General features: G+C 63.2%; 27 protein-coding genes. 15 read left to right on the top strand and 12 right to left on the bottom strand.

Annotated elements, in window-relative coordinates; genetic code table 11:
* Positions 1-60 precede the first annotated feature (60 nt).
* Positions 61-1,137 (bottom strand): alpha/beta hydrolase, encoded by a 1,077-nt coding sequence (locus AC0NID_RS23735; RefSeq protein WP_474033333.1) that lies wholly within the window; start codon positions 1,135-1,137, stop codon positions 61-63.
* 320 nt (positions 1,138-1,457) lie between these two features.
* Between AC0NID_RS23735 and ilvA the strand changes: the two genes are divergently transcribed.
* Together ilvA and AC0NID_RS23725 are read left to right on the top strand one after the other, a co-directional pair.
* A complete protein-coding gene (gene ilvA, locus AC0NID_RS23730) occupies positions 1,458-2,714 on the top strand; it encodes a threonine ammonia-lyase IlvA (protein ID WP_473453142.1) in 1,257 nt (418 codons plus the stop codon).
* Between the two features lie 10 nt (positions 2,715-2,724).
* Positions 2,725-3,279: a DUF1697 domain-containing protein gene (locus AC0NID_RS23725; RefSeq protein WP_473453144.1), complete on the top strand. Its 555-nt coding sequence runs from the start codon at positions 2,725-2,727 to the stop codon at positions 3,277-3,279.
* 377 nt (positions 3,280-3,656) lie between these two features.
* Here the strand turns inward: AC0NID_RS23725 and gloA are convergent, their stop codons facing one another.
* Entirely contained in the window at positions 3,657-4,097 is a 441-nt protein-coding gene (gene gloA, locus AC0NID_RS23720) for a lactoylglutathione lyase (protein WP_473453145.1), read from the bottom strand.
* Positions 4,098-4,316: 219 nt separating this feature from the next.
* On the opposite strand from gloA, the gene AC0NID_RS23715 reads away from it, so the two are divergent.
* From AC0NID_RS23715 to AC0NID_RS23705, 3 genes are all read left to right on the top strand, one after another.
* Positions 4,317-4,910 carry a cold-shock protein gene (locus AC0NID_RS23715; protein ID WP_473453147.1) on the top strand — a complete coding sequence of 198 codons (594 nt, stop codon included), beginning with the start codon at positions 4,317-4,319 and terminating at the stop codon, positions 4,908-4,910.
* A gap of 141 nt (positions 4,911-5,051) precedes the next feature.
* The gene (locus AC0NID_RS23710; RefSeq protein WP_473453148.1) at positions 5,052-5,576 is read left to right on the top strand and encodes a DUF192 domain-containing protein; all 525 of its coding nucleotides are present in this window, start codon (positions 5,052-5,054) and stop codon (positions 5,574-5,576) included.
* A 16-nt stretch (positions 5,577-5,592) separates the two neighbouring features.
* The gene (locus AC0NID_RS23705) at positions 5,593-6,360 is read left to right on the top strand and encodes an alpha/beta fold hydrolase (protein WP_473453149.1); all 768 of its coding nucleotides are present in this window, start codon (positions 5,593-5,595) and stop codon (positions 6,358-6,360) included.
* A gap of 119 nt (positions 6,361-6,479) precedes the next feature.
* Here AC0NID_RS23705 and AC0NID_RS23700 read toward each other — a convergent pair whose 3' ends face one another.
* Positions 6,480-7,079, bottom strand: coding sequence for an HD domain-containing protein (locus AC0NID_RS23700; RefSeq protein WP_473453151.1), 600 nt, complete (start codon positions 7,077-7,079; stop codon positions 6,480-6,482).
* A 246-nt stretch (positions 7,080-7,325) separates the two neighbouring features.
* Between AC0NID_RS23700 and cysE the strand changes: the two genes are divergently transcribed.
* Positions 7,326-8,174, top strand: coding sequence for a serine O-acetyltransferase (cysE, locus tag AC0NID_RS23695; protein ID WP_145714982.1), 849 nt, complete (start codon positions 7,326-7,328; stop codon positions 8,172-8,174).
* A gap of 220 nt (positions 8,175-8,394) precedes the next feature.
* Positions 8,395-8,598 carry a DUF3126 family protein gene (locus AC0NID_RS23690; RefSeq protein ID WP_006200852.1) on the top strand — a complete coding sequence of 68 codons (204 nt, stop codon included), beginning with the start codon at positions 8,395-8,397 and terminating at the stop codon, positions 8,596-8,598.
* A gap of 461 nt (positions 8,599-9,059) precedes the next feature.
* Here the strand turns inward: AC0NID_RS23690 and AC0NID_RS23685 are convergent, their stop codons facing one another.
* A complete protein-coding gene (locus tag AC0NID_RS23685; protein ID WP_473453154.1) occupies positions 9,060-9,791 on the bottom strand; it encodes a hypothetical protein in 732 nt (243 codons plus the stop codon).
* Positions 9,792-9,951: 160 nt separating this feature from the next.
* Between AC0NID_RS23685 and AC0NID_RS23680 the strand changes: the two genes are divergently transcribed.
* Positions 9,952-10,296: a DUF6949 family protein gene (locus AC0NID_RS23680; RefSeq protein ID WP_473453155.1), complete on the top strand. Its 345-nt coding sequence runs from the start codon at positions 9,952-9,954 to the stop codon at positions 10,294-10,296.
* 19 nt (positions 10,297-10,315) lie between these two features.
* Positions 10,316-10,843, top strand: coding sequence for a gamma carbonic anhydrase family protein (locus tag AC0NID_RS23675; protein WP_473453157.1), 528 nt, complete (start codon positions 10,316-10,318; stop codon positions 10,841-10,843).
* A 34-nt stretch (positions 10,844-10,877) separates the two neighbouring features.
* On the opposite strand, the gene AC0NID_RS23670 is transcribed toward AC0NID_RS23675, so the two are convergent.
* The 4 genes from AC0NID_RS23670 to AC0NID_RS23655 form a co-directional block, all read right to left on the bottom strand.
* Positions 10,878-11,438: an ankyrin repeat domain-containing protein gene (locus AC0NID_RS23670; RefSeq protein ID WP_473453158.1), complete on the bottom strand. Its 561-nt coding sequence runs from the start codon at positions 11,436-11,438 to the stop codon at positions 10,878-10,880.
* A gap of 174 nt (positions 11,439-11,612) precedes the next feature.
* Positions 11,613-12,851: an MFS transporter gene (locus tag AC0NID_RS23665; RefSeq protein ID WP_473453159.1), complete on the bottom strand. Its 1,239-nt coding sequence runs from the start codon at positions 12,849-12,851 to the stop codon at positions 11,613-11,615.
* A gap of 244 nt (positions 12,852-13,095) precedes the next feature.
* Positions 13,096-13,794 carry an aspartate/glutamate racemase family protein gene (locus AC0NID_RS23660; protein ID WP_473453161.1) on the bottom strand — a complete coding sequence of 233 codons (699 nt, stop codon included), beginning with the start codon at positions 13,792-13,794 and terminating at the stop codon, positions 13,096-13,098.
* A gap of 101 nt (positions 13,795-13,895) precedes the next feature.
* Complete coding sequence (locus AC0NID_RS23655) at positions 13,896-14,648, bottom strand: SDR family oxidoreductase (protein ID WP_473453328.1); 753 nt, start codon at positions 14,646-14,648, stop codon at positions 13,896-13,898.
* Positions 14,649-14,913: 265 nt separating this feature from the next.
* On the opposite strand from AC0NID_RS23655, the gene AC0NID_RS23650 reads away from it, so the two are divergent.
* From AC0NID_RS23650 to AC0NID_RS23625, 6 genes are read left to right on the top strand one after another with little or no spacing between them, the layout of a single operon-like run.
* Positions 14,914-16,167 carry a sarcosine oxidase subunit beta gene (locus AC0NID_RS23650; RefSeq protein ID WP_473453163.1) on the top strand — a complete coding sequence of 418 codons (1,254 nt, stop codon included), beginning with the start codon at positions 14,914-14,916 and terminating at the stop codon, positions 16,165-16,167.
* Entirely contained in the window at positions 16,167-16,589 is a 423-nt protein-coding gene (locus tag AC0NID_RS23645; protein WP_473453164.1) for a hypothetical protein, read from the top strand. The genes AC0NID_RS23650 and AC0NID_RS23645 overlap by 1 nt, the downstream gene beginning before the upstream one ends.
* A gap of 7 nt (positions 16,590-16,596) precedes the next feature.
* Positions 16,597-16,893: a sarcosine oxidase subunit delta gene (locus tag AC0NID_RS23640; RefSeq protein WP_473453166.1), complete on the top strand. Its 297-nt coding sequence runs from the start codon at positions 16,597-16,599 to the stop codon at positions 16,891-16,893.
* Complete coding sequence (locus AC0NID_RS23635; protein WP_473453167.1) at positions 16,890-19,883, top strand: sarcosine oxidase subunit alpha; 2,994 nt, start codon at positions 16,890-16,892, stop codon at positions 19,881-19,883. The genes AC0NID_RS23640 and AC0NID_RS23635 overlap by 4 nt, the downstream gene beginning before the upstream one ends.
* On the top strand, positions 19,876-20,454 hold the full coding sequence (locus AC0NID_RS23630; protein ID WP_473453168.1) for a sarcosine oxidase subunit gamma: 579 nt from the start codon (positions 19,876-19,878) through the stop codon (positions 20,452-20,454). Before AC0NID_RS23635 ends, AC0NID_RS23630 begins: the two co-directional genes overlap by 8 nt.
* A gap of 52 nt (positions 20,455-20,506) precedes the next feature.
* Complete coding sequence (locus tag AC0NID_RS23625) at positions 20,507-20,737, top strand: hypothetical protein (RefSeq protein WP_473453170.1); 231 nt, start codon at positions 20,507-20,509, stop codon at positions 20,735-20,737.
* Positions 20,738-20,811: 74 nt separating this feature from the next.
* Here the strand turns inward: AC0NID_RS23625 and AC0NID_RS23620 are convergent, their stop codons facing one another.
* From AC0NID_RS23620 to AC0NID_RS23605, 4 genes are all read right to left on the bottom strand, one after another.
* Complete coding sequence (locus AC0NID_RS23620) at positions 20,812-21,051, bottom strand: DUF680 domain-containing protein (protein WP_473453172.1); 240 nt, start codon at positions 21,049-21,051, stop codon at positions 20,812-20,814.
* Positions 21,052-21,252: 201 nt separating this feature from the next.
* The gene (locus tag AC0NID_RS23615) at positions 21,253-21,903 is read right to left on the bottom strand and encodes a TetR/AcrR family transcriptional regulator (RefSeq protein WP_473453173.1); all 651 of its coding nucleotides are present in this window, start codon (positions 21,901-21,903) and stop codon (positions 21,253-21,255) included.
* 180 nt (positions 21,904-22,083) lie between these two features.
* A complete protein-coding gene (locus AC0NID_RS23610; RefSeq protein ID WP_280954153.1) occupies positions 22,084-22,578 on the bottom strand; it encodes a MaoC family dehydratase in 495 nt (164 codons plus the stop codon).
* A 26-nt stretch (positions 22,579-22,604) separates the two neighbouring features.
* On the bottom strand, positions 22,605-23,420 hold the full coding sequence (locus AC0NID_RS23605; RefSeq protein WP_473453175.1) for an SDR family oxidoreductase: 816 nt from the start codon (positions 23,418-23,420) through the stop codon (positions 22,605-22,607).
* Between the last annotated feature and the right edge of the window lie 76 nt (positions 23,421-23,496).

The raw sequence follows: 23,496 nt of genomic DNA, 5'->3' as shown, positions 1-23,496 counted from the left end.
TCCGGTCCAGTTCAAAATGAACCGACGCCGCTGCAATCGTGAACACGCACGACGAACACCTTACTGCTCGAGCAGGCTGATGCGGTCGGTCACCTCGCGGTCGCTGGCAAATCCGTCATCCTCGCGCAGCCGCTGGCCGATCATCTTCACCAGCTCGGGGTTGTCGGCGAATTTGGTGTGGTTGAAGCGATCCGATCCCTTGACGCTGGAGAGATCGACGACGCTCACGCCGTAATCGGCGAGGTCGGCCGCGTCCTTGTAGTCGCCGACCCGCGGCTGCGAGCCGGCGATCAGGCCGGAGAGCCGCAGCGCCCGGTCGTCGTCGGACAGCAGCAGGATGAAGGGCTTGTTCGGCTTGCCGTAGCGGCGCATCTGGCTCTTGAACACGTCGACATCGATATCGGGTGAGGCCAGCACCACGTCGCCAAGCTTGCCGCTGAGATCGCGGTCGCCGTTGATGGCGAGCTGCCGCAGCGCTTCCATGGTGACCCAGGTTCCCAGCGAATGGGCGACGATGTCGATGCGCCGCGCGCCGGTCTGCGCCAGCATCCTCAGCGTCACTTCCAGCTGGTCGCGGGCAGCACTGGCGCTTTCCCTGTCGTAGACATAATCCCTGGTCTTGGCGCCCGACGCCCAGGAAAACAGCACCGGCGTGCCCGGGTAGCCGGAATCATGGGCGATCTGGGTGACGCGGTAGACGGCTGCATCGAAGCCGGTGTTGTAGCCATGGACGAAGACCATGACGCGGCCGCCGCGCGCGGCGATGTCGGCGCTGAGCGCGCTGGAGAATTGCGGCGCGGTGTCGTAGCCGACGACATCGGACGCCATGAAGTATTTGGCCGGGTCGTTCGACTTGCCGCGCGAGCGCCGCTCGATTCGGCCGGTTTCGTGGATTCCCGGCACGGTGACATTGGCGCGGGCATAGTTCAGCGTGGCCGAGCGCTCGCGGTCGAAAACCTTGCTGGGGTCGTCGGAGCGCTTGCGCGTCGTGGCGATGAAGATCGAGTGGTTGCCGGCGATTTCCGTCACCGGCGCGGACACCATGGCGCTGCCCAGCAGTTCCTCGGTTTGCCGGCCGCCGCAGCCGGCAACGAGCAAGGCAAGGACAAGGATGCAAATCTTCTTCAACTCTGACATTCCACTCCGGCCGAAGGGCCTATCCAACCTCCGCGACCCCTCCCGGACAGCCGAAGTGCGGCAGAAGTAAGTCGTGTTCAGCTGAAATTTGGTCAGCGCCTCGCGACAGCTGTCGCACTGTTGCGCGAAAGCCAGAACGGCGGCAGGAAGGCCAGGATGTTGGAGAGGGTCTTGAGACGGATGCCGAGCACGTGCGGATGTGCAATAGGCGGGGATCAAAAACACGCGGCGTGTGCTAGGTTTGGTGGCCATCGCGTCGTGGCAAGCCAGATGCACGCTGCGTTGCCCACACACGACATGCGATCCGGGGTGCTCTTGCCATGACCAGTTTTTCTTCCCGTGTCGCTGCCGCCGCCGCTGCGATCCGCCGGATTTTTCCGGAGACGCCGCTGCAGGAAAACGACTACCTGTCGAAGAAGACCGGGGCGCGCGTGCTGCTGAAGCGCGAGGATCTGTCGCCGGTGCGCTCCTACAAGATCAGGGGCGCCTTCAATTTCTTCCGCAAGGCTCTCGAAGCCGGCAACGATGCCGAGCTGTTCGTCTGTGCTTCCGCCGGCAACCACGCGCAGGGTTTTGCCTTCGTCTGCCGTCATTACGGAAAAAAGGGCGTGGTGTTCATGCCGGTGACGACGCCGCAGCAGAAGATCGACAAGACGCGGCTGTTCGGCGGCGAATTCGTCGAGATCAGGCTGGTCGGCGACTTTTTTGACGACTGCTACCGCGCCGCCTTCGAATTCACCGAAAGCGCCGGCGCGCATATGGTGCCGCCCTTCGATCACAAGGACATCATCGAGGGGCAGGCGACCGTTGCCTTTGAGATCGCCGACCAGATGCCTGGCGCGCGCATGCCCGACATCGTCATGCTGCCGGTTGGCGGTGGCGGTTTGGCCGCTGGTGTGACGCATTATTTCGCCGACCAGCGCCGCGAAACGCGCTTCGTCTTCTGCGAGCCGGCCGGCGCGCCAAGCCTGCGCGAGAGCCTTGCCAGCGGTAAGCGCATCAAGCTCGCCAGGGTCGACAATTTCGTCGACGGCGCGGCGGTGGCCGAGATCGGCCGCGAACCGTTGCGGCATCTCAAGGCGTTTGCTGCTGAGGCGGTGCGTCTGATCCCGGAAAACCGGCTCTGCGCGACCATGATCGAGATGCTGAATGTCGAAGGTGTCGTTCTGGAGCCGGCCGGCGCGCTGGCGATCGACGCGTTGAAGGATTTTTCGAAGAAGGAGATCAGGGGCAAGACCATCGTGGCGGTGGTTTCGGGCGGCAATTTCGATTTCGAGCGGCTGCCGGACGTGAAGGAGAGGGCGCTGCGTTTCGAGGGGCTGAAGAAGTACTTCATCATCCGCTTTCCGCAGCGGCCGGGCGCGCTGCGCGATTTCCTCGAAATGCTGGGGCCCGAAGACGATATCGCCCGCTTCGAATATCTGAAGAAATCGGCGCGCAATTTCGGCTCGGTGCTGATCGGCATCGAAACCAAGGACCGCCGCAATTTCGAGCTGCTCAACGCCAATTTCGAGGCCGAGGGCGTCCAGTATCAGGACATCACCGACAACGAGACGCTGGCCGGCTTCATCATATGAGCGTCCGAATATGAGTGCCCAGGCGAAAACCTTCGTTGCGCTGTTTTCCGGCATCAATGTCGGCGGCAACCGCATCGTCAAGATGGCGGAACTGAGAGCATTCTTCGAGCAGCTCGGCTTTGTCGACGTCGCCACCTACGTGCAGAGTGGCAATGTGGTGTTCCGGTCGGCAAAGGGCGCTGCGGCCACGCTGACCAGACAGCTGGAAGCGGCCTTCGAGGAGAAATGGGGATTTCACTCGCGCATCATGGTGCGCGATCTCGGCTGGTTCGAGCGTCTGGTGGTAGAAAATCCCTATCCGGAGGTCGCCGGGGAGCCCACCAAGCTCCACGCCTTCGCGCTGGAACGCGCGCCAACTGGCGAGGAGATCGCGCGGCTGGCCGAAAAATGCACCGGTCCCGAACGCTTCGAGATCAGGGGCGACGTGCTTTACCTGCACGCACCGGAAGGTCTCGGCAAATCGGTGTTTGCCAACCTTATCCCACGGACGCTGAAAGTGCCCGGCACCGCGCGCAACTGGCGCACGGTGCTGGCGCTGCTGGAGATGGCCGGCCGCGGAGGTTGACCCGGAGATGGGCGCGCAAGCTCCGCTTCGCGTCGCTACGCCCTCATGATGAAGTCGTGGTGGCTTGACGCCAATCGCGGATGTTGGAGTGAGCAGTTGCGTTGCCGCGTAGCGGGGGGCGGTTGATGGCAAATCACAGACCTTGGAGATTGGCCGAGACATTCTCGCTTCGTCATCCTAGGGCGGAGCAGGAGCGAAGCGACGTCGCGGAGACGCTAGGATCCATGCCATGACCATCAAGCGCTGCTGCGTTGAACAGCGGGGCAGCAGATACGCCAATCTCGGCGGCAGGCGCGATGGCCGGACAGATAGGCGCGATTTTGCGAAACGCCAGGGGTGTCCGGCTTGGTCGTACCCGCTACCGATAATGTGACCGGCTACCAGCTTCCGGTGTTCGCCATTGATGCCCAGGGCTCGGCCTTGGCCTTGGCCGGGCCTTTCTGCAACAGCTCGATCGAGATGCCGTCCGGCGACTTGACGAAGGCCATGTTGCCGTCGCGCGGCGGCCGGTTGATGGTTACGCCCTTGTTCATCAGCTGCTGGCAGGTGGCGTAGATGTCGTCGACCTCATAGGCGAGGTGGCCGAAATTGCGGCCGCCCTTGTAGTCTTCCGGGTCCCAATTGTAGGTGAGCTCGATCAGCGGCGCCTTGTCGGCGATGCCGCTTTGCTCGTCTTCGGAAGCGGCGAGGAAGATCAGCGTGTAGCGCCCCTGTTCGTTTTCGTGGCGGCGCACTTCCTTGAGGCCAAGCTTGTTGCAGTAGAAATCGAGCGACGCGTCGATGTCCGCGACGCGGACCATGGTGTGGAGGTAGCGCATGTGATTTTCCTCGAAAATGTTGCGTTGCGGCGGAACATAGGGGCCACCCGGCCAAAGGGCAATTGCCGATAACCGGTCGTGCCGGCAAACAACAAATCCGGTATTCCCGCAATGAACCGTGAAAAAAGGCACGTCAGGTCTTGCACACACCGGAATCCGCAGTGTTAATCTGACGTCAAGAATCAGTTGCGGTGTTCTTGGAAAAAGGGGGGCGTTCTTATGGGGGAAAAAGCCTCTTTCATGGGGCGGGACGGAACCGGTAACGCGTTGAATCGAGACGAGGGCGGCGATGCGGCCGATCTTGTCGAGATTGCGGGCGCCATCAAATGGTTCGACGTGGCCAAGGGCTACGGTTTCATTCTTCCCGATGACGGCTCTTCCGGCGATATTCTCCTCCATGTGACGTGTCTTCGAAAGGACGGGTTCCAGACCGCTCTGGAAGGTGCCCGCGTCGTCTGCCTCGTCAAGCATGGCGAGCGCGGATTGCAGGCGTTCCGTGTGCTCTCCATGGATGTCACCACGGCGGTCCATCCGGCGGAAATGCAGGATCAGCGCACCCATGTCTCGGTGACGCCGGAAAGCGGCCTCGAACGGGCGCTGGTGAAATGGTTCAACCGCACCAAGGGGTTCGGTTTCCTGACCCGGGGCGAGGGCACCGAGGACATTTTCGTCCATATGGAGACGCTGCGCCGCTACGGCATCACCGAGCTCAGGCCGGGACAGGTCGTGCTGGTCCGCTTCGGGCGCGGCGACAAAGGCCTTATGGCAGCCGAAATTCACCCGGATGTGGGCACCTTGCCGGTCTCGCATTAGGCCCATCCCGATCGAATCGGGATGGGACTCTAGTGCTTTTGCCTGACCATGACCTTTTCCGAACCGCAGGTCAGCGCAACAAAAACCGGGTTCCACTTTTTGGAATCATGGTCTAGGACGATTTCCGGCCGAGGATTTTGAATGACCCACAGGAACTGGCTGACAACCGGCGTGGTCTGCGCCGCGGTCGCCTTTATCGTCGCCACGAGCGCTTTCTTCCATTCGCAGCAACCGGCTTCGGCGGACGGCCGGGCGATGATCCTTCCCGTCGATCCGCAGCCGCTTGTCGCGGTGACCAAATCCGGTGAGCGCTCGTTTTCCATCGAAATAGCAGACACCTCCGCCGAGCGCGCGGCCGGCCTGATGTTTCGCGAGGAGATGGCCGACGATCATGGCATGCTGTTCGTGTTCGAGGCGCCTCGGGATGTGGGCTTCTGGATGAAGAACACGCCGATGCCGCTCGACCTGATCTTCGTCGGCCAGGACGGCAAGATCCGGGCGATCAAGCAAGGCGAGCCGCAATCCGAGGCGATGATCTCGCCCGGCGAGCCGGTTCGCTTCGTGCTCGAGCTCAAGGCGGGCACTGCCGCAAAGGGCGGCATCGAGGACGGCGACCTGCTGCGCCACCCGGCAATCGGCACGGCGCCGGGCGCCGGCGCCGACTGACGAGGATCAGCCGCCGGTGCAATTTTTCTCCCATGACGGTTTTGACCTTGCCTTCCTCGATCGCCAGCCGGCGTCGGGGCAGGGCGATCCGGTGCTCATGATCCACGGCTTTGCCTCGACCCATTACGTCAACTGGGTGTCGCCCGGCTGGTTCAAGACGCTGAACGATGCCGGCTACCGCGCCATCGCCTTCGACAATCGCGGCCATGGCGCCTCGTCGAAGAGCTATCGAGAGGCCGATTATACGCCCGCAAGAATGGCTTCCGACGGGGCAGCGTTGCTGAACCATCTCAGCATCGAACGCGCCCATGTCATGGGCTATTCGATGGGGGCGCGAATATCGGCGTTCCTGGCGCTTTCCGACCCGGACAAGGTGGCGACGCTGGTCTTCGGCGGTCTCGGTATCGGCATGGTCGACGGCGTCGGCGACTGGGATCCAATCGCCGCCGCCCTCTTGGCCGACGATCCCGAGAACACCAGCCATCCGCGCGGCCGCTCGTTTCGCGCCTTCGCCGACCAGACCCGCAGCGACCGCCGCGCGCTGGCTGCATGCATCGCCATCTCGCGCGAATTGCTGGCCGAGGCCGACATTGCGCGCATTGCCCAACCGACCTTGATTGCCGTCGGCACCAAGGACGATATCGGCGGTTCGCCCGAGGAACTCGCCGCCTTGATGCCGAACGCCAGGGCCTTTCACATCGAAGGCCGCGACCATATGCTGGCCGTCGGCGACAAGACCTTCAAGCAGCGGGTGCTGGAGTTCTATGCCGAAAATCCGCTTTGAGTGTAGGTGCGCCTCTCCCACAAGAAGAAGGGGAGAAGGAAGGGTTCCCGCGGCCGATCGCTAGTGACCGTCGACAGTGCCTTCAGGCTCAGTCAAAGAGCCAAATCCCCTGTGTCAGGTCACACTCCAAGCGCCTTCAGCGACCGCGCCATGTTTTGCCTGGCCTGCGGTTCGAAACGCTGCCGGAATTCTTCGGTGTGGAAGATATGCGGGCGGGCGAGGAAATTCTTCAGAACGGCACTGCGGCCAGTACGCCACATCGGCTCCTCCACCCAGCCATATTCACGGCGGACCGCCTGTTCATAGGCATCGAAGGCATCCGGCGCCGCACCCAGGATCGCCAGGTCCATGTCGAGGAACAGGGCTGCGTCACGGAGGGCATTCCCGTCGCCAAATTGCGGCAACTCATGCGTCGCGGTGGCTGAGATCATCGCCGTGACGCGGCTGAGGCGCTGCTGATCGGTGCGGCCGGCGAGCTTTTTCCCGGCAAGGGCGGCACTCCTGGTCTCGTTGTCCTTGGCCCGGCTGTCATAGATGGCGTCGTGGAACCAGATCGCCGCCTCGACCGCCTCGGGGTCGCGCAAGGATGCCCGATAGTCGCCGGCCAGCGCCAGCATGGCCCCGATATGGGCGAGGTTGTGATAGTGGCGGCCTTCGGCCCGATAGAGCGCGGAAAGCTCGCGCTTCAGCGGCTCGTCGATCAAGGGTTCGTTTTCCATGGCCGCTTGAATTTCCGTGAACCAAAACCATTTGACGAAGCACTAAGGAAAATTGAGTTCAACCGTGCTATGATCTGGCTTATAGAGCATGTCGCCCAAAAGTGCGCAGCGGTTTTGGGACAACGACATGCTCGAAACAGACACTTGATGCGCATCGCCTGAAGCACTTTGATCGCGATGCGCATTAAGCGGCCGGAGAATAGGCAAGCCGCCAAGCCGGAGACGTTAGATGGCCGGAGATCATCGATGAACAGCGTTACGATTGCCCGCCCCAGCATGGTGAAGCCGATCGACCCGATCTGGCGCTCGATCCGCGACGAAGCGATGGAGGCGGTCAACCGCGATCCGCTTTTGGCGGCGTTCCTCTATTCGACCATCCTCAACCAGGAAAGCTTGGAGGAAGCAGTCATCCATCGGCTGGCCGAGCGGCTCGACCATCAGGACATAGGTTCCGATCTCATCCGCCAGACCTTCAAGGCGATGGCAGCCGACGACAAGGACTGGGCGGCAACGGTTCGCGTTGACATCCAGGCCTATTACGACCGCGATCCGGCCTGCGACCGCTTCATCATGCCGGTGCTCTATTTCAAGGGCTTTCATGCCATTCAGACCCACCGGCTGGCGCATTGGCTGTGGAACCAGGGCCGCCAGGATTTCGCGCTCTACCTGCAGAGCCGGTCGTCCTCGGTGTTCCAGACCGACATCAACCCGGCCGCCCGCATCGGCAAGGGCATCTTCCTCGACCACGCCACCGGCCTCGTCGTCGGCCAGACGGCGGTGATCGAGGACGACGTGTCGATCCTGCACGGCGTGACGCTGGGCGGCACCGGCAAGGCCGGCGGCGACCGCCATCCCAAGATCCGCTACGGGGTGCTGATCGGCGCCGGTGCCAAGATCCTCGGCAACATCGAAGTCGGCCATTGCTCGAAGATCGCGGCAGGCTCGGTGGTGCTGTCGCCGGTGCCGCACAACAAGACGGTTGCCGGCGTACCGGCCCGCGTCGTCGGCGAGACCGGCTGCGACCAGCCTTCGCGGCAGATGGACCAGCTTTTGCCGTCGCAGACGATGGACCACGTCGTCAGCTTCGATATCTGAGGTCAGGCGATCGGGGGATTCGCCGACCCTCGAACCGGATGGGTCATCCTGTTCGAGGCTTAGTCGCTTTCATCGCACAAAATCCCTAAGGTGCAGATACAAGGGGCAGCGCAACCCTGAAGCGATTACCCTGGCTCTGTCGCCGGCTTGCCTTTACATCGCCATTGTCGACGTGCCAGAAGCGCGTTCAAACGAGCAAGACCGACGATCGGAGAAGACTTTGAAGCCTGACGAAATCAGAAAGCTGGACGCCTATTTCAAGCGCGTCTTCCAGAATCCCAAGCTTGAAGTGAAGGCGCGGCCGCGCAAGGAAGATTCGGCCGAAGTCTATGTCGGCGACGAGTTCCTCGGCATCGTCTTCAAGGACGAGGACGACGGCGACTACAATTTCTCGATGGCGATCCTCGACATCGATCTGGCCTGAGCCGGGACTCTTGCGGCTGATCTGGCCTGCCTTGCTGCAGGCTGGTTGGCGACCAATCTCAGTGGCAAATCGCAAACCTCTAGGGTTGGCCGAATGCTCCTCTCACTTCGTCATCCCAGGGCGGAGCAAGGAGCGAAGCGACGCGGCCCAGACCCTGGGATCCATGCCGTTACGTGGCGGCAGTGCTCAGCGGACCAGAACCGAACGCTGCTACCCGTTCCGCGAAAAGCTCGAACCACTCCGGATCATGGTTGAAGGGTAGCTGGCGCCTTGCGCACACAAGCGCCGTTTGATCGGCTGCATTCTTCGGCTGGTACCACGGAATTGGATCCTGGGGTCTGCGCTCCGCTTCGCGTCGCTCCGCCCTAGGATAACGAAAGCGCGGTAGGATTTTGGATAATAGGAAAATATTATGTTAAAACAATAAGATATAGATTCATCCTGATCGGATAGATCAAGCTCTAGCGCTCTGTCCTCAGCATACGCGCGGCCTCGGCGGCGATGGCTGCGTCGAGCGCCTGCCAGTCCTCCAGAAACTCCCTGGGAAAGCGGTAGGTGAGGCTGAGCTCGTTGCCGAGCAGGATGTCGCGTTCGCACGGCGCCAGCGATTGCGCAGCACTTGGGCCGCTCAGGCAACGGGCCACGAACGGGTCCTTGCCCCGGCGATTGCCGACCGCCAGAACCTCGTTGAAATAGCCTGACTTTTCGGTGAAGCCGTAGAGCGTCGTGCCGCCCGGGCCGGGCGTGCCGGGCTGGACGATCAATGAGCTGTAGATCGGCGCGAAGCGGCCGCTCATGTCACGCGACATGATCTGCCGTTCGAACGACAGGAAGATGATGTCCTTGCTGGGTCCAGTGTGGTTGAAATCGTCGCGGGCGGCCTCGCTGTAACCGTCCATTTCGGGATAGCGCAGATAGAGGTCGAGGCGCGAGGCGATGCCGTCGCGCCGGGCTTGGTCGAAGCGGATGACATTGGCGGGCACGGCGACGACATTGTTGCCGATCACGATCTCGTGGATCGTCGTGTCGTCGGTGTATCCGGCCATGGCGATCGAGCGGCCGAACCATTTGCCGCCAACGCTAATCGCTATCGAAAGCACGGCCAGCGCCGAAAACACGTAGAACACCCGCTTCATCAGCTTGGAATCGACGACACTGAGTTGCGGTCCGTGGACGGTGGCTGCCTGCTTCATCGCGATCCCCTGTCGGCGGCCTGTCCCAAGATATCCCCGTTGGGCGTCCCCGTGGTGTCCCCCTTGGGTGTCCCTGAGCGGCACATGTGGCGCGGCGCGGCTCTTGCATCGCGCCCTACCGTACACGACTGTGCGATTTCATGGTAAATGGAAGGTAAAGATGGCTCCGCTCGAACACACACTCTTCGCTTTTTTGTTTGGGCTGACGGCGTGCGGCCTGGCCGGATCGGCGATGGAGCTGATATCGGGCCGCCGGCTTGCTTTTGTCGAGCCCTATGTGTCGCCGGCGCACATCCTGCGCTCGTTGGTCGCCACGGCATGCGCCGGCCCCTTGATGTTCGCCAACGAAGCGCTTGACGCTTGGCGGCAAGGCCGCATTTCCGCACCGGCGCTGATCTCTTGCGGTTGCACCGCGACGATCTGGGCATTGGCGTTGGGCGTCGTGCTGCTCGACATTGCGTCTGAGGCAGGCATTCTCCTAGGGTCGGCCGATTTTTCAGCATGAGACGATTCGGAGGCGAAAGATGCCGCTCTATGCGATCGACGGAAAAGCCCCCGGCTTCGAGGACGCGGACAGCAACTGGATCGCGCCCGACGCCAGCTTGATCGGCGATATCAGGGTCGGCCGCAACGCGGGCTTCTGGTTCGGTGTCGTCATTCGCGGCGACAACGAGCCTGTCGTCATCGGCGCCGACACCAACGTGCAGGAACACACGGTCATGCATACCGATGTCGGTTTTCCCCTGACCATCGGGCATGGCTGCACGATCGGCCATCGCGCCTTGCTGCATGGCTGCACGGTCGGCGACAACAGCCTGGTCGGCATGGGCGCCATCGTGCTGAACGGCGCGAAAATCGGCAAGAATTCGCTGGTCGGCGCCGGCGCCCTGGTCACCGAAGGCAAGGAATTCCCCGACAATTCGCTGATCATCGGCTCGCCCGCTCGTTTGATGCGGGAACTGGACGATGCCGCGCTCGCAGGGCTGCGCGCTTCGGCCGCGCACTACGTCGCCAACGGCAAACGCTTCAAGGCCGGGTTGACGAAGGTCTAAGGTTGCGACCGAAATCGGCCATCGCTTGCGCCCGTCACAGCTGAATGCCGTCTCGCCTGTTCATCGCCTCACGCAGGAGCGAGGCGCCGGCTTCGAAGCCAGCATTCTCGGCGCCCTCGAGTGGTGTCGCATAATCGTCGATGCGGGTTTCGAGCGACGGGTCTGCACCGGCGGCAAGCAGCAGGCGGATCGCCTCGGCGTCGCGCACCGCCACGGCGTAGTGAAGCGGCGTCCCGTCGTTGACGCCGCGCATGTCGGCGTCGGCGCCGTGATCGAGCAGGATGCTGATGATCTCGTGCCTGTCCGCGCGCTCGGTGGACAGCGCCGCGATGATCGAAGGAAAGCCGGCATGATCCGTGTAGTTCGGGTTCGAGCCGGCATCGAGCAGCGCCGAGACGAAGGCGATGGGGCTCCAGTAGATCGCATACTCCAGCGGATGGCCAAGGCCGAGCTCAAACGGCATGCGTTCGTCGAACCAGCGCGGCGACCCGCCGAGAGCCACACCGAGGGTTTCGAAATCGCCGGCCTTGAAGGCATCGTCGATAACCTTGAACAGGCGATGGCGCTCGCATCGATCTTCCGGGATTTCCAACACGTCAGCGATCCGGAGGTTGCATTGATGGTTCATACTGCATCGGTCAATTGCCCTTGAAAAGCTGAACCGAGCCAAGAGTTTCTGGATCTGTTCCGATGTCCGCAGCGGACGTGACCTTCCGATGGATCGTCAGGGCTACATCATTTCAGCAAGTGGTGACGCGCGAGCCGCCCGCTAGGAACCCGGCTTGGAAGCACGCCGATCGACGAAAGCCGCGTAAAGCGCCGCCAGCAACGCGAGCGATGCCGCTATCAGCATCATGCCGAGCAGCGCGTGGATTGCACCGGGCTGCGCAAGAAACAGACCGGCGACAGAGGCCATGAGCGCTCCGCCGGCGATTGTCATTGCGGCGGCCAGCCCCGCGGCCGTGCCGGCGAGGTCGGCGCGCACGGACAGCACGCCGGTGTTGGCGGCGGGCATGGTCAAACCATTGCCTATGCCGATGGACATGCACGGCCCAAAGAACGCAAGAACGTGGGTGACGCCCAACATGGACAGGATCAAGCCAACCGACAGCCCTATGCAAGTCAGGAGACGCCCAAGAATAAGGCTGGTGTTCAGCGCGAGCCGAGAGGCATGGCGGCCAGCCAAATAGCTGCCCAGGATGAAGCCCGCCGGGATCATTCCCATGTAGAGGCCCAGTTTCGCAGATGATCCGCCGAGCGAGTTTTCGACAGCCAGCGGTGCCCCTCCCAGGAAGATATAAAGGGTTCCCATGGAGCAGGCCATGCACAGGGTGTAAGCCCAGAACCGCGCCGAACTCAGGAGCTGCCCGTATGAGGCAAGATGGTTCCCGTTCGATCTCGACGAGCGCGCGGCGGTTTCTTTCAAATCGCGCAAGGACAAAGCAAGGATAGCGGCGCCGAGGATCGCAAAGGCGACGAAGATCGCCCGCCATCCGAACAACTCGTCCACCAACCCGCCAAACAGAGGCCCGAGCATTGGTGCGATCGCCCATCCCATGGCGAGGTAACCGATCTTGCTCGCGGCTTGGTGTTCACCGGATGTTTCCTTGATCACCACCATGGCGATGGAAAAGCAGGCGGCAATCGACGCTTGCATCGCTCGAAACAGGAGGAAAACACCAATACTGGTAGCCAGAGCGCAGCCAATGGACGCGACAATGAAGATGGAGATTGCCACCAACGCCACCGGCCTGCGCCCATACCGGTCCGAGATTGCGCCTGCAATGATCTCCGTCAGGGCGGTGGCGATCGCATAGCCGGCAACCGAAAGGTTGACGATCGCGAAATCCGCCTGGAACGTCGCGGCAATGTTCGGCAGCGAAGGCAGGATCATATTCACCGGCAGCACCGCGAGTGCCGAAAGCAGGATGAGAGTGGTTAGCCGGGGCGGAGCAGGCGTCGGGCCCGTTTGAGCACACAAAGTCTGAACGGGATTGTCGTCCATCATGGTTTTGGCCGTCTTGTCAGTGGATTGTGAAAGTCTGACGAGGCGCGGCCCAACTCCGGGCATAAAAAAGGCCCCGTCAGGAGCCTGCTTACCGCGCATGGGCTTTCGCAGGATGGCTACGCCATCCTGCCCATGCGCTCTGCTACCACGACAAGTACCATTGCTATGTTCATGACGTTGCATGCTAGGCAGAAACCTGCATGCGCGTCAACGCGCCCTCATTTGAGAGCAGCCAACGCCGAAGTCAGGCATACTCCGTCACGGATCGCTGGAGAGCTGCTCGTGCGAGCAGCCGGGTGGAATCCAGCGTTGGAAGCGGTGAATTGTCGTTGTTTATGATCAGCGGTATCTCCGTGCAGCCAAGTATGACCGCATCACAGTCTTCGCCTTTCATCCGCTCTATGACCTGCTGGAAATAGCGAACGCCTTCCGGCTTGAAGATCCCGCCGACCAGCTCCGCCATGATGATGCGATCCATCGCGTCGCGCTCCTCCTCGGATGGCCGCAGGAAGTGCAGACCATGGTCCGAGAGCTTGGAAGGGTAGACTTCACTGTCCACCAGCCATCGCGTTCCCGTGATGGCAAGGCGACGATAGCCGCGCGCCGCTGCTTCCTGTGCAACGACTTCGGCGATGTGGAGCCAAGGTAACGGGGATCGTCGCTCGACATAGTGCATGGCCTGGTGGATGGTGTTGTCGGGGCAGATGAGAAAATCGGCGCCGGCGGATGCGAGCTTGTGGGCCGAGGAAAGCATAAGCTCGCCAATCCCGTCCAGATCGTCATTGTCGAGGCACGTCACGTAATCGGCCAGCGAGTGCGTATGCATCGAGACTTCGGGATGGGCATGGCGGCCGAGGAGGCGAGCTCCCTCGATGCAGATCGTCTTGTAACAGAGTGCAGCCCCTTCGGCGGAGCATCCGACGATGCCGATATGGTGGGTCATGCGAACGCATTATGGCACGATCGGATCTCTGCGCAACGGGCGTCGATCTTCTCGTTCCGTCGGTGTCAGAAGAGTGGAAAGTCGCCCGGATCAAAGTTACCTCACGTCCGGCTGATCGAGACGCCGCCATCGGCGAACAGTGCCGTCCCGGTGGTGAAGCTCGATGCATCGGACGCCAGATAGAGCGCCGAGCGGGCGATCTCTTGCGGCTGCGCCATGCGTTTCAGGGCGTGGATGCCTTCGACGAAAGCCCGGGCTTCCGGCGTGGTCGTCGTCGCGCCCGGCGTGTCGGTGCCGCCGGGCAGCAGTGCGTTGACACGCAATCCCTGTACTCCGTATTCGGCCGCCAGAACCTGCGTCAGCCCGATCAGGCCGGCCTTGGCCGCGGCATAAGCGGCCATGCCCGGCATGCCGGCGGTGCGGCCGACGAAGCTGGAGGTGAAGATCAGCGAGCCGCCGCCACGCTCCAGCAACGCCGGCACCTGATATTTCGCACCGATAAAGGCGCCAGTCAGATTGATGTCGATGGTCTCGTGCCACGTCTTCAGCGACATGTCCGGAACCGGCCCCATCTGGCCAACGGAGCCGGCGTTGTTGAAGGCGATGTCGAGACCGCCGAACCTACTCACCGCAAGATCGACAAGGGCCTTGGCATAGGCCTCATCCCTGATGTCGCCGGCCAGGGCGACTGCCGCACCCTCATCGATTTCACCGACAAGCGCGTCAAGCTCCGCCTGGCGGCGCGCGGCGACGACGAGCTTGGCGCCCTGTTCGGTAAACAGCTTCGCGGTGGCACGGCCAATACCGGAACTGGCGCCGGTGACGATGGCGACCTTGTTGGCGAGTGCTAGCATTTCCTGCATCCCTTTCTTCGCGCCAGCTTTGCCGGCAATCGGATGCGTCGTCGCAGATCGAGGCGGCGCGAGCCACCCGATACCTGCGCAGACCGCGCGCCAGGGCTTGATCGTTCGGCACTTCCGATGCGGCTTTTTTGTCGCGGCGCAAAACGGCAAGCGCCGTCGCAAACAGCGCAAGGGTGGCAGCGCTGTTTCGCTAGTGATACACCTCGCGCGCTGGGGCTCGATTGGATGCCCGGCCGCCATCTGCGAGGCCAGAACGTTGAAAAAATACTCGGTATTCGCCATCGCCCGGGAGGCCATGCGCGGTCAAAAGGGCTGGGAGGAGCAGTGGTCCTCGCCGGAGCCGAAGAAGGAGTACGACGTCATCATCGTCGGCGCCGGCGGGCATGGCCTGGCCACCGCCTATTATCTCGCCACGGTGCATGGCATCACCAATGTCGCGGTACTGGAAAAGGGCTGGCTCGGCGGCGGCAACACCGGCCGCAACACCACCATCATCCGCTCCAACTATCTCTATGACGAGAGCGCCGGTATCTACGATCATGCGCTGAAACTGTGGGATGGGCTCAGCCAGGAGCTCAACTACAACGTCATGTATTCGGCGCGCGGCGTCATGATGCTCGCCCACAATGTCCACGACGTCCAGGTCCTGAAACGCCACGTCCATGCCAACCGTCTGAACGGCATCGACAATGAATGGCTGACGCCGGAGCAGGCGAAGGAATTCTGCCCGCCGCTCAATATCTCCAAGGAGGCCCGCTACCCGGTGGTGGGCGCCGCCTTGCAGCGCCGCGGCGGCACGGCGCGTCACGATGCCGTTGCCTGGGGCTATGCGCGCGGCGCTTCGGCGCGGGGCGTCCACGTCATCCAGAATTGCGAAGTCACCGGCGTCAAGCGGGCGCCGAACGGGGCGGTTACCGGGGTCGAGACGACGCGCGGTTTCATCGGCGCCAAAAAGGTCGGCGTCGTTGCCGCCGGCCATTCGTCCGTCATCATGAACATGGCCGGCGTGCGCATGCCGCTGGAGAGTTATCCGTTGCAGGCGCTGGTGTCGGAGCCGGTCAAGCCGGTGGTGCCTTGCGTGGTCATGTCGAACACCGTGCACGCCTACATCTCGCAGTCCGACAAGGGCGAGCTGGTCATCGGCGCCGGCACCGATCAATATGTCTCCTATTCGCAGACCGGCGGCCTGCATATCCTCCAGCACACGCTCGACGCCATCTGCGAGATGTTCCCTATATTCACGCGCATGAAGATGCTGCGTTCGTGGGGCGGCATCGTCGACGTGACGCCCGACCGCTCGCCGATCCTGGCCAAGACGCCGGTGCCCGGCCTCTACGTCAATTGCGGCTGGGGTACGGGCGGCTTCAAGGCGACGCCAGGCTCGGGCCATGTCTTTGCCCACACCATCGCAAAAGACGATCCCCATCCGATCAACGCGCCCTTCACCATCGAGCGCTTCCGCACCGGCCGCCTGATCGACGAGGCGGCGGCGGCGGCGGTGGCGCACTGATGATGGCCGAGATAGCTGTCGCCGTGCCGCTGATGCTCGCGGGGGAGCAAGGCCTGTTCCATTTTCCGTCGCCGGACGAGGTGCGCATACAGCCGATCAGCCGCGCCGAAAACGAGGCGGAATGGCCGTTTTCCGTCGACGGCGGCATTCTGGCCTGCGTCTGGAGCGGCGGCCAAAAGATCGTCTCCTTCTTTGAACGCCGGCCATCCGATCTGGAAGAGGACGAGCCATTCGGGCCGCGCGGCGTCATCGTCACGACGGATCCGATCCAGCTCACCATCGGCAACATGGCGAACCGCGCGCTTTTTCGCTCCGCGGCAAGCGTCGAGGAGCGCATCCGGCTCGTCGCGCCCTTCGCGATATTAGGCCAGAGGCTTTGCGATCAACCGGCCGGCGCCCGCGTCGGCCACGGCGAACTGTAGGAAAACCATGCTTCTCATCCGCTGCCCCTATTGCGAGGAAGAGCGTCCGGAACTCGAGTTCCGCAACGCCGGCGAGGCGCATATCGCGCGTTCGGCAAACATGGCCGGCGAGACCGATGACGACTTCGAAAAGTTCTTCTTCATCCGCTCGAACCCCAAAGGCATCATCTATGAGCGCTGGCGGCACATGCATGGCTGCGCGCGTTTCTTCAATGCCGTGCGCGACACCGTCAGCGACAAATTCATCATGACCTACAAGGCCGGCGAGCCGAAGCCCGCGACGCTGCCGGGAGCCTCCAAATGATCGCAGCGTTCCGTATTCCCGGCGCTGGGCGCCTCAAGCAGGCAGAGACGGTCCGCTTCAGTTTCGACGGCCGGTCCTATATCGGCGTCGCGGGCGACACGCTGGCCTCGGCGCTGCTCGCCAACGGCGTCCATCTGGTCGGCCGCTCGTTCAAATACCACCGGCCGCGCGGCTTCCTGTCGGCCGGCGCGGAAGAGCCCAATGCGCTGGTCGAGATCAAGCGCGACCCAGCCAGGAAGACACCAAACGTCCGCGCCACCGTGCAGGAGCTCTATGACGGGCTGACGGCGCAGTCGCAGAACCGCTGGCCCTCGCTTTCCTTCGACGTCGGCGCCGTCAATGACATCGCCTCGCCGCTGTTTTCGGCCGGTTTCTACTACAAGACCTTCATGTGGCCGAAGGCCGCCTGGAAGACCTTCTACGAACCCAAGATCCGGGCGGCGGCCGGCCTTGGCATCGCTCCCGACCAGCCGGACCCCGACCACTATTCGGCGCGCTTTGCCCATTGCGAGGTGCTGGTGCTTGGCGGCGGTGCCGCCGGCATCGCCGCCGCGCTTGCCGCGGCCGAGACCGGCGTGCGCGTCATCCTTGCCGACGAGCAGGCGGATTTCGGCGGCAGCCTGCGTTTCGAGAGCGGCGCGCAGATCGAGGGGCAGGGCGGTTTTGCCTGGGCGCAGGCGGCGGTCGCGAAGCTCGAGGCCATGGACAATGTCCGCGTTCTCTCCCGAACCACGGCCTTCGGCTATTACGCTCAGAATTTCGTCGGGCTGGTCGAGCGCGTCAGCGACCATCTGCAAAACCCCGGCCGCGAGCTGCCGCGCGAGCGGCTGTGGCAGGTCCGCGCCAAACGGGTGGTGCTGGCGACGGGCGCCATCGAGCGGCATATGGTGTTTGCCGACAACGACCGGCCGGGCATCATGCTGGCGTCGGCGGCGCGCGCCTATCTCAACCATTACGGCGTCGCGGTCGGCAGGAATGTCGGCGTCTATACGGCCAATGATTCCGCCTATGCGGCGGCGATCGACCTGAAGAAGGCGGGCGTCGGCGTGGCGGCGATCGTCGACCTGCGCGACAATCCGACCGGACAGCTGATCGACGAGGCGAGGGCGCTCGGCATCGAGGTCAATTTCGGCCGCGCGGTGATCCGCGCCGGCGGCAAGTTGCGGGTGTCGTCGATGACCGTGCAGCCGAAGAATGGCGGCGGCGAGCGCAGGATTCCCGTCGACGCGATCCTGATGTCGGCCGGCTGGACGCCGTCGGTGCATCTGTTCTCGCAGTCGCGCGGCAAGGTCGCCTTCAACGACGAGACCAAGCGCTTCGTGCCCGGCACCTACGCGCAGGATTGCGTCTCCGTCGGCGCCTGCAACGGCACCGATGGGCTGTCGGCGACGATCGACGAAGCCTATGCGGCGGGCGCCAAAGCAGCGAAGGATGCCGGCGCCAGCGCGGTCAAGGAAACCAAGCCGAAGGTCGACGCCAGCGAGAGCTGGTCGCGCGGCATGCTGGGTGCGGCGCCCGGCGCCGGGACGGGTACGACGGTCAAGGCGTTTGTCGATTTCCAGAACGACGTCACCGCCAAGGACATCCGCCAGGCGGTGCATGAAGGCATGCACTCGATCGAGCACGTCAAGCGCTTCACCACCAACGGCATGGCGACAGACCAGGGCAAGACCTCGAACATGCACGGCCTGGCCATTGCCGCGGAGACGCTCGGCAAGCCGATCCCGCAAGTCGGCCTGACGACGTTCCGGGCGCCCTATACGCCTGTGACCTTCGGCTCGATCGTCGGACACGCGCGGGGTCCGCTGTTCGATCCGACCCGCAAGACGGCGATCCACCCCTGGGCAGAAGCCCAAGGCGCGGTGTTCGAGGATGTCGGCCAGTGGAAGCGCGCCTGGTATTTTCCAAAGGCGGGCGAGGACATGCACGCCGCCGTCGATCGTGAGTGCGTCACCGTACGCAAGACAGCCGGCCTGTTCGACGCCTCGACCTTGGGAAAGATCGAGGTGGTCGGCCCGGATGCGGCGAAATTCATGGAACTGCTCTACACCAATCCATGGGAGAAACTGGAGCCCGGCCGCTGCCGCTATGGCATCATGCTGCGCGAGGACGGTTTCATCTATGACGACGGCGTGGTGGGCAGGCTGGCGCCGGACCGCTTCCATGTGACGACGACGACGGGCGGCGCGCCGCGTGTCATGAACCATATGGAGGATTACCTCCAGACCGAGTTCCCGCATCTCAATGTCTGGCTGACCTCGACCACCGAGCAGTGGGCGGTCATCGCCGTGCAAGGGCCGAAGTCACGAGACATCATCGCGCCCCTGGTCGAAGGCATCGACATGTCGGACGAGGCGCTGCCGCATATGTCGGTGCGCGAGGGCAGGATCTGCGGCGTGCCGACGAGGCTGTTCCGCATGTCGTTCACCGGCGAACGCGGCTTCGAGGTCAACGTGCCGGCCGATTACGGCCAGGCCGTCTGGGAAGCGCTGTGGGCCGAAGGCCAGAAGCACGGCGCCTGTGCCTACGGCACCGAGGCGATGCACGTGCTGCGCGCCGAAAAGGGCTACATCATCGTCGGCCAGGACACCGACGGCACGGTGACGCCTGGTGATGCCGGTCTCGACTGGGCGGTCGGCAAGAAGAAGACCGATTTCGTCGGTATCAGGGGCATGGCGCGGCCGGACCTCGTCGCCAAGGGCCGCAAGCAGCTTGTCGGCCTGAAGACCAGGGATCCCAAGGTGGTGCTGGAAGAAGGCGCGCAGATCGTCGAGGATCCGAAGCAGGCGATCCCGATGAAAATGATCGGCCATGTCACCTCCAGTTACTGGTCGGAAAATTGCGCCCGCTCGATCGCGCTGGCTCTGGTTGCCGGCGGCCGCGACCGGATGGGCGAGACGCTCTATGTGCCGATGCCTGACGGAACGATCGAGGTGGAGATCACCGGCATGGTGTTCTTCGACGAGAAGGGGGAGCGCCTCAATGGCTAAGGCTGCCATGAAGAAAACCGCCGCCGCCCCGCCGGCCGAACGCCGCGCCGCGCTCGCCGGCCAGGAGCTTTCCGCTGTTGGCGTAACGCTTACTGTGTTGCCGCCGGCGCAGCGCATTTCGCTGCGCGCGCCGGACGCTTCGATTGCTGCGCTTTCGAAGGCGCTCGGCGTGACCCTGCCGAGAAAGCCCAAAACCTCGGCGTCTCAGGCCGGGCGCACGGCCTTGTGGCTTGGGCCGGACGAATGGCTGGTCATCGACGGGGCCGAAAAAGACCCGCTCGCCGACTGCGCCAAGGTGACAGCGCTGCATTCGGCGGTCGGCATCTCGCATCGCAACGTCGCCATGTCGGTCACCGGCCCGGCGGCGGCGACGACGATCAATTCAGGTTGTCCGCAGGACCTGTCGCTTGGCGCCTTCCCCGTGGGCGCGGCCTCGCGCACCATTCTGGGCAAGGTCGAGATCGTGCTGTTGCGCACGGCGGATGACGCATTCCGGATCGAATGCTGGCGTTCCTTCTCCGACTATGTCTTTACTTTCCTGTCCGAGGCGGCGGGCGACGCGGCGGCGTAGGAACATTCGCCGCGCTCGACCGTTTGCCGGAGCAAGTCGAGGGAGAATATCGATGCCGTCGAAATCCGCGCCGAAGTCACCGGTCCAGAAGACGTCGGCCGTGCGTTCTTTCGAACACGAGCAACACGACGAACCGAACGTTGAAGAAGAACTCGAGGAAGGGCTCGAGGACACGTTTCCCGCCAGCGATCCGGTGTCGATCACCGGGACTTCCATTTCCGGCGCTCCCGCAAGACCCGGCAAAGCCAAGACGGTGGCGGGACTTAAGAAGCGCAGGAAGTAGCTGCCATCAGCTCCAGCGGGCCGGGCCGCGAAACGGGCGGGCAGGATTTCCTGCCGCCCATCTGTTTTCGAACCTCAAAACGTGTTGGGCACGATCCACGGATCAATGTCGATGCCGAGCCGCGGACCCTTGTTCTCAGTCGAGCCCTTGGCCGCGCCTGCCTTTTCGACCGAGCCGGTCGCATCGCAGTCGAGCTTGACGCTGGCGTCGGCGCAGGCCGCGGCCGGCGCCTGCTTGCCGGGTTGGTTCTGGGCGGCGTAGGCCGCGCCCGAGAATGCCAGCACGGCGGCGAGGGCGAGGATTGTCCTTTTCATGGTCTGTCTCCGGTTTCGGCGAATTCGTACATGTACGGCACAACGTACAAATACGGTCGGCGAAAGCGGAGTTCAAGCAGGAATCGTACATGTACGACAATTTTTTTAAATGCCGAGATTCGAAAGACGGGAAAGGCAGGCGAGCCGCAAGAGTATGACGGCCGAGACTTTATTCACTCGCCCTTCGTTCAGGAGGTCGATTTACGGGCAGCAATTGGCCGGCGCCTCCGTCAGCGGCGGCACGTCCTGCGTGGCCAGCGCGGCAAGCGCGAAGTCGCACATCCGCGTCACGAAAGCCTGCTGGTCGCCGAACGGGTAGAAGGGAAAGGTGATCAGCAGCGAGATCGTGCCGTGGCCGACCGCCCACAGCATGGTGGCGATGGCGCGCGGATCGCCCTTGAGCTTGCCGGCGGCAACACAGGCCTCGACCCTTTCGATCAGCACCTTCATCAGCGGATTGCCCTCTTGCATCTCGGCGAAGGTCTTGCCTTCCGGGGGCTTGACCTTTTCGGTCATGAACACCGTGCGATATTCGTTGGGATTGCCAAGGCCGAAGGCCGCGTATTCGGTCATGACCACCTTCAGCGCCTCTATCGGATCTCCGGCCGGGTGGTCCTCGATACGCCTGGCCAAAGTCTGGAAGGCATCCTCGGCCAGCGCGAACAAGATGTCCTGCTTGTCGGCGAAATAGGAGTAGACCGACATCGGCGCATAGCCGACGCGCTTGGCCAGCTTGCGGATGGTGAGGCCCTCATAGCCTTCCTCCTGCACGAGCTTGTGCGCCGCATCGACAAGCTCGGAGCGCAGTTCGGCCTTTTGTTTCTCGCGGCGTGTCTGGACGCTGAGCGGCAATTGTCGCCTGCCTTTGGTGGTTGGCGGTCTCGGTTGGTGGCTGGCTAATTTATATACGCTGTACGGAATTGGACAAGATGATCGCCCAAACAGGGTTACCAGTGCTGCCCTGCTTCTCCTTCGATCAGCCTCACCGCAAGGCTAGCGAGCAACTTTCACCGCATTGCCATTTCGCGCCAATCAAGCCGCCTCCGGCTGGCGTTCGATCAGCGTCAGCGTCAGCCAGCGCGCGGTCAATGCCGGCTTTTTCGAGCCTTCGATCTCGATCGTCACGTCATGCGCCGTCTGCACCCAGCCCGACGGCCTGACCTTGACGTCGGCCAGCACGAAACGGGTGCGGATCCGTGAGCCGGTCTTCACCGGTGCGAGGAAGCGCAGCGAATCGAAGCCATGATTGACGCCCATCTTGCTGTTTTCGAGCGGCGGCATGGTCTCGAAGGTCATCGCCGACAACAGCGACAGCGACAGGAAGCCGTGCGCGATGGTGCCGCCGAACGGCGTCTCGCGCTTGGCGCGCTCCGGATCGCAATGGATGAACTGGTGGTCGTCGGTGGCATCGGCGAACTGGTCGATCATGCGCTGCGAGACCACGCGCCACGGCGACACGCCGACTTCCTTGCCGACGCTGGCCAGAAGCACATCGAGACTGATCGGTTCCACGCTGATGTCCTCCATTTCGACCGCCCGGAGCGCGAGCGGTTTCATTCCTTGAACAGTGTCAGCCCATGCTGCACCGATTGCCCGCCATCGATCGGCAGGATGGCGCCGGTGACGTAGCTGCCGGCACGGCTGCACAAATAGAGCGTTGCGCCGGCAATGTCATCCGGCGCGCCGATGCGGCGAAGCGGAACATGACCGCCGACATGTCTTGCCTGCTGCTCGGTCGCGGTGGCGAAAGCCGTCATCCGACTCTGGAAAGGGCCGGGGGCAAAGGCGTTGACGGTGATGCGGCGGGCGGCGAACTCGATCGCCAGCGTGCGCGTCAGATGGTGAACCGCGGCCTTCGAAGCAGAGTAGGAATAGGCGTCGTCGGCGAGCGGCTGGGTGCCCATCACCGAGCCCAGATTGATCACCCTTGCCGGGTCTTCGTCGCTGGCGGCGGCATCTAGCAGCGGCAGAAGCTCGCGCGTCAGGTGGAAGACGGCGGTGACGTTGACGCCGAACACCTTGGCCCAGGCGTGGTAGGGGAAGCTTTCCAGCGGCGCGCCCCAGGACACGCCGGCATTGTTGACCAGGATGTTCAGCCGCTCCGTCCGCGCCTTGACCTCGGCGACGAGTGCCGCGATACCAGCCTCGCTGGAGACATCGCCGGCAAATCCTTCCGCCCGGCCGGAGCCGCCGAGGCCATTCAATTCGCTGGCGACCCTGATGCAATCCTCGCCCTTGCGCGAGGCGATCATCACGGTGGCGCCGGCCCTGACCAATGCTGTCGCCGCCATGCGGCCGATGCCGGTTGCAGCGCCGGTCACCAGCGCGGTCTTGCCGGCCACCGAAAACAGCTCGTCCAGATAGCTCATTGCAACTCCTCCGCGCCTATCTGCGCGCCCTTGCCTTGGTCCGGGCGAACGGCCTCGCATTGAGAAGGCTGCCCGA

The organism is Mesorhizobium sp. WSM4821 (genome assembly GCF_055901555.1).
Note: the sequence above shows the minus strand (reverse complement) of the source record. Positions and strands in the feature narration are given on the sequence as shown.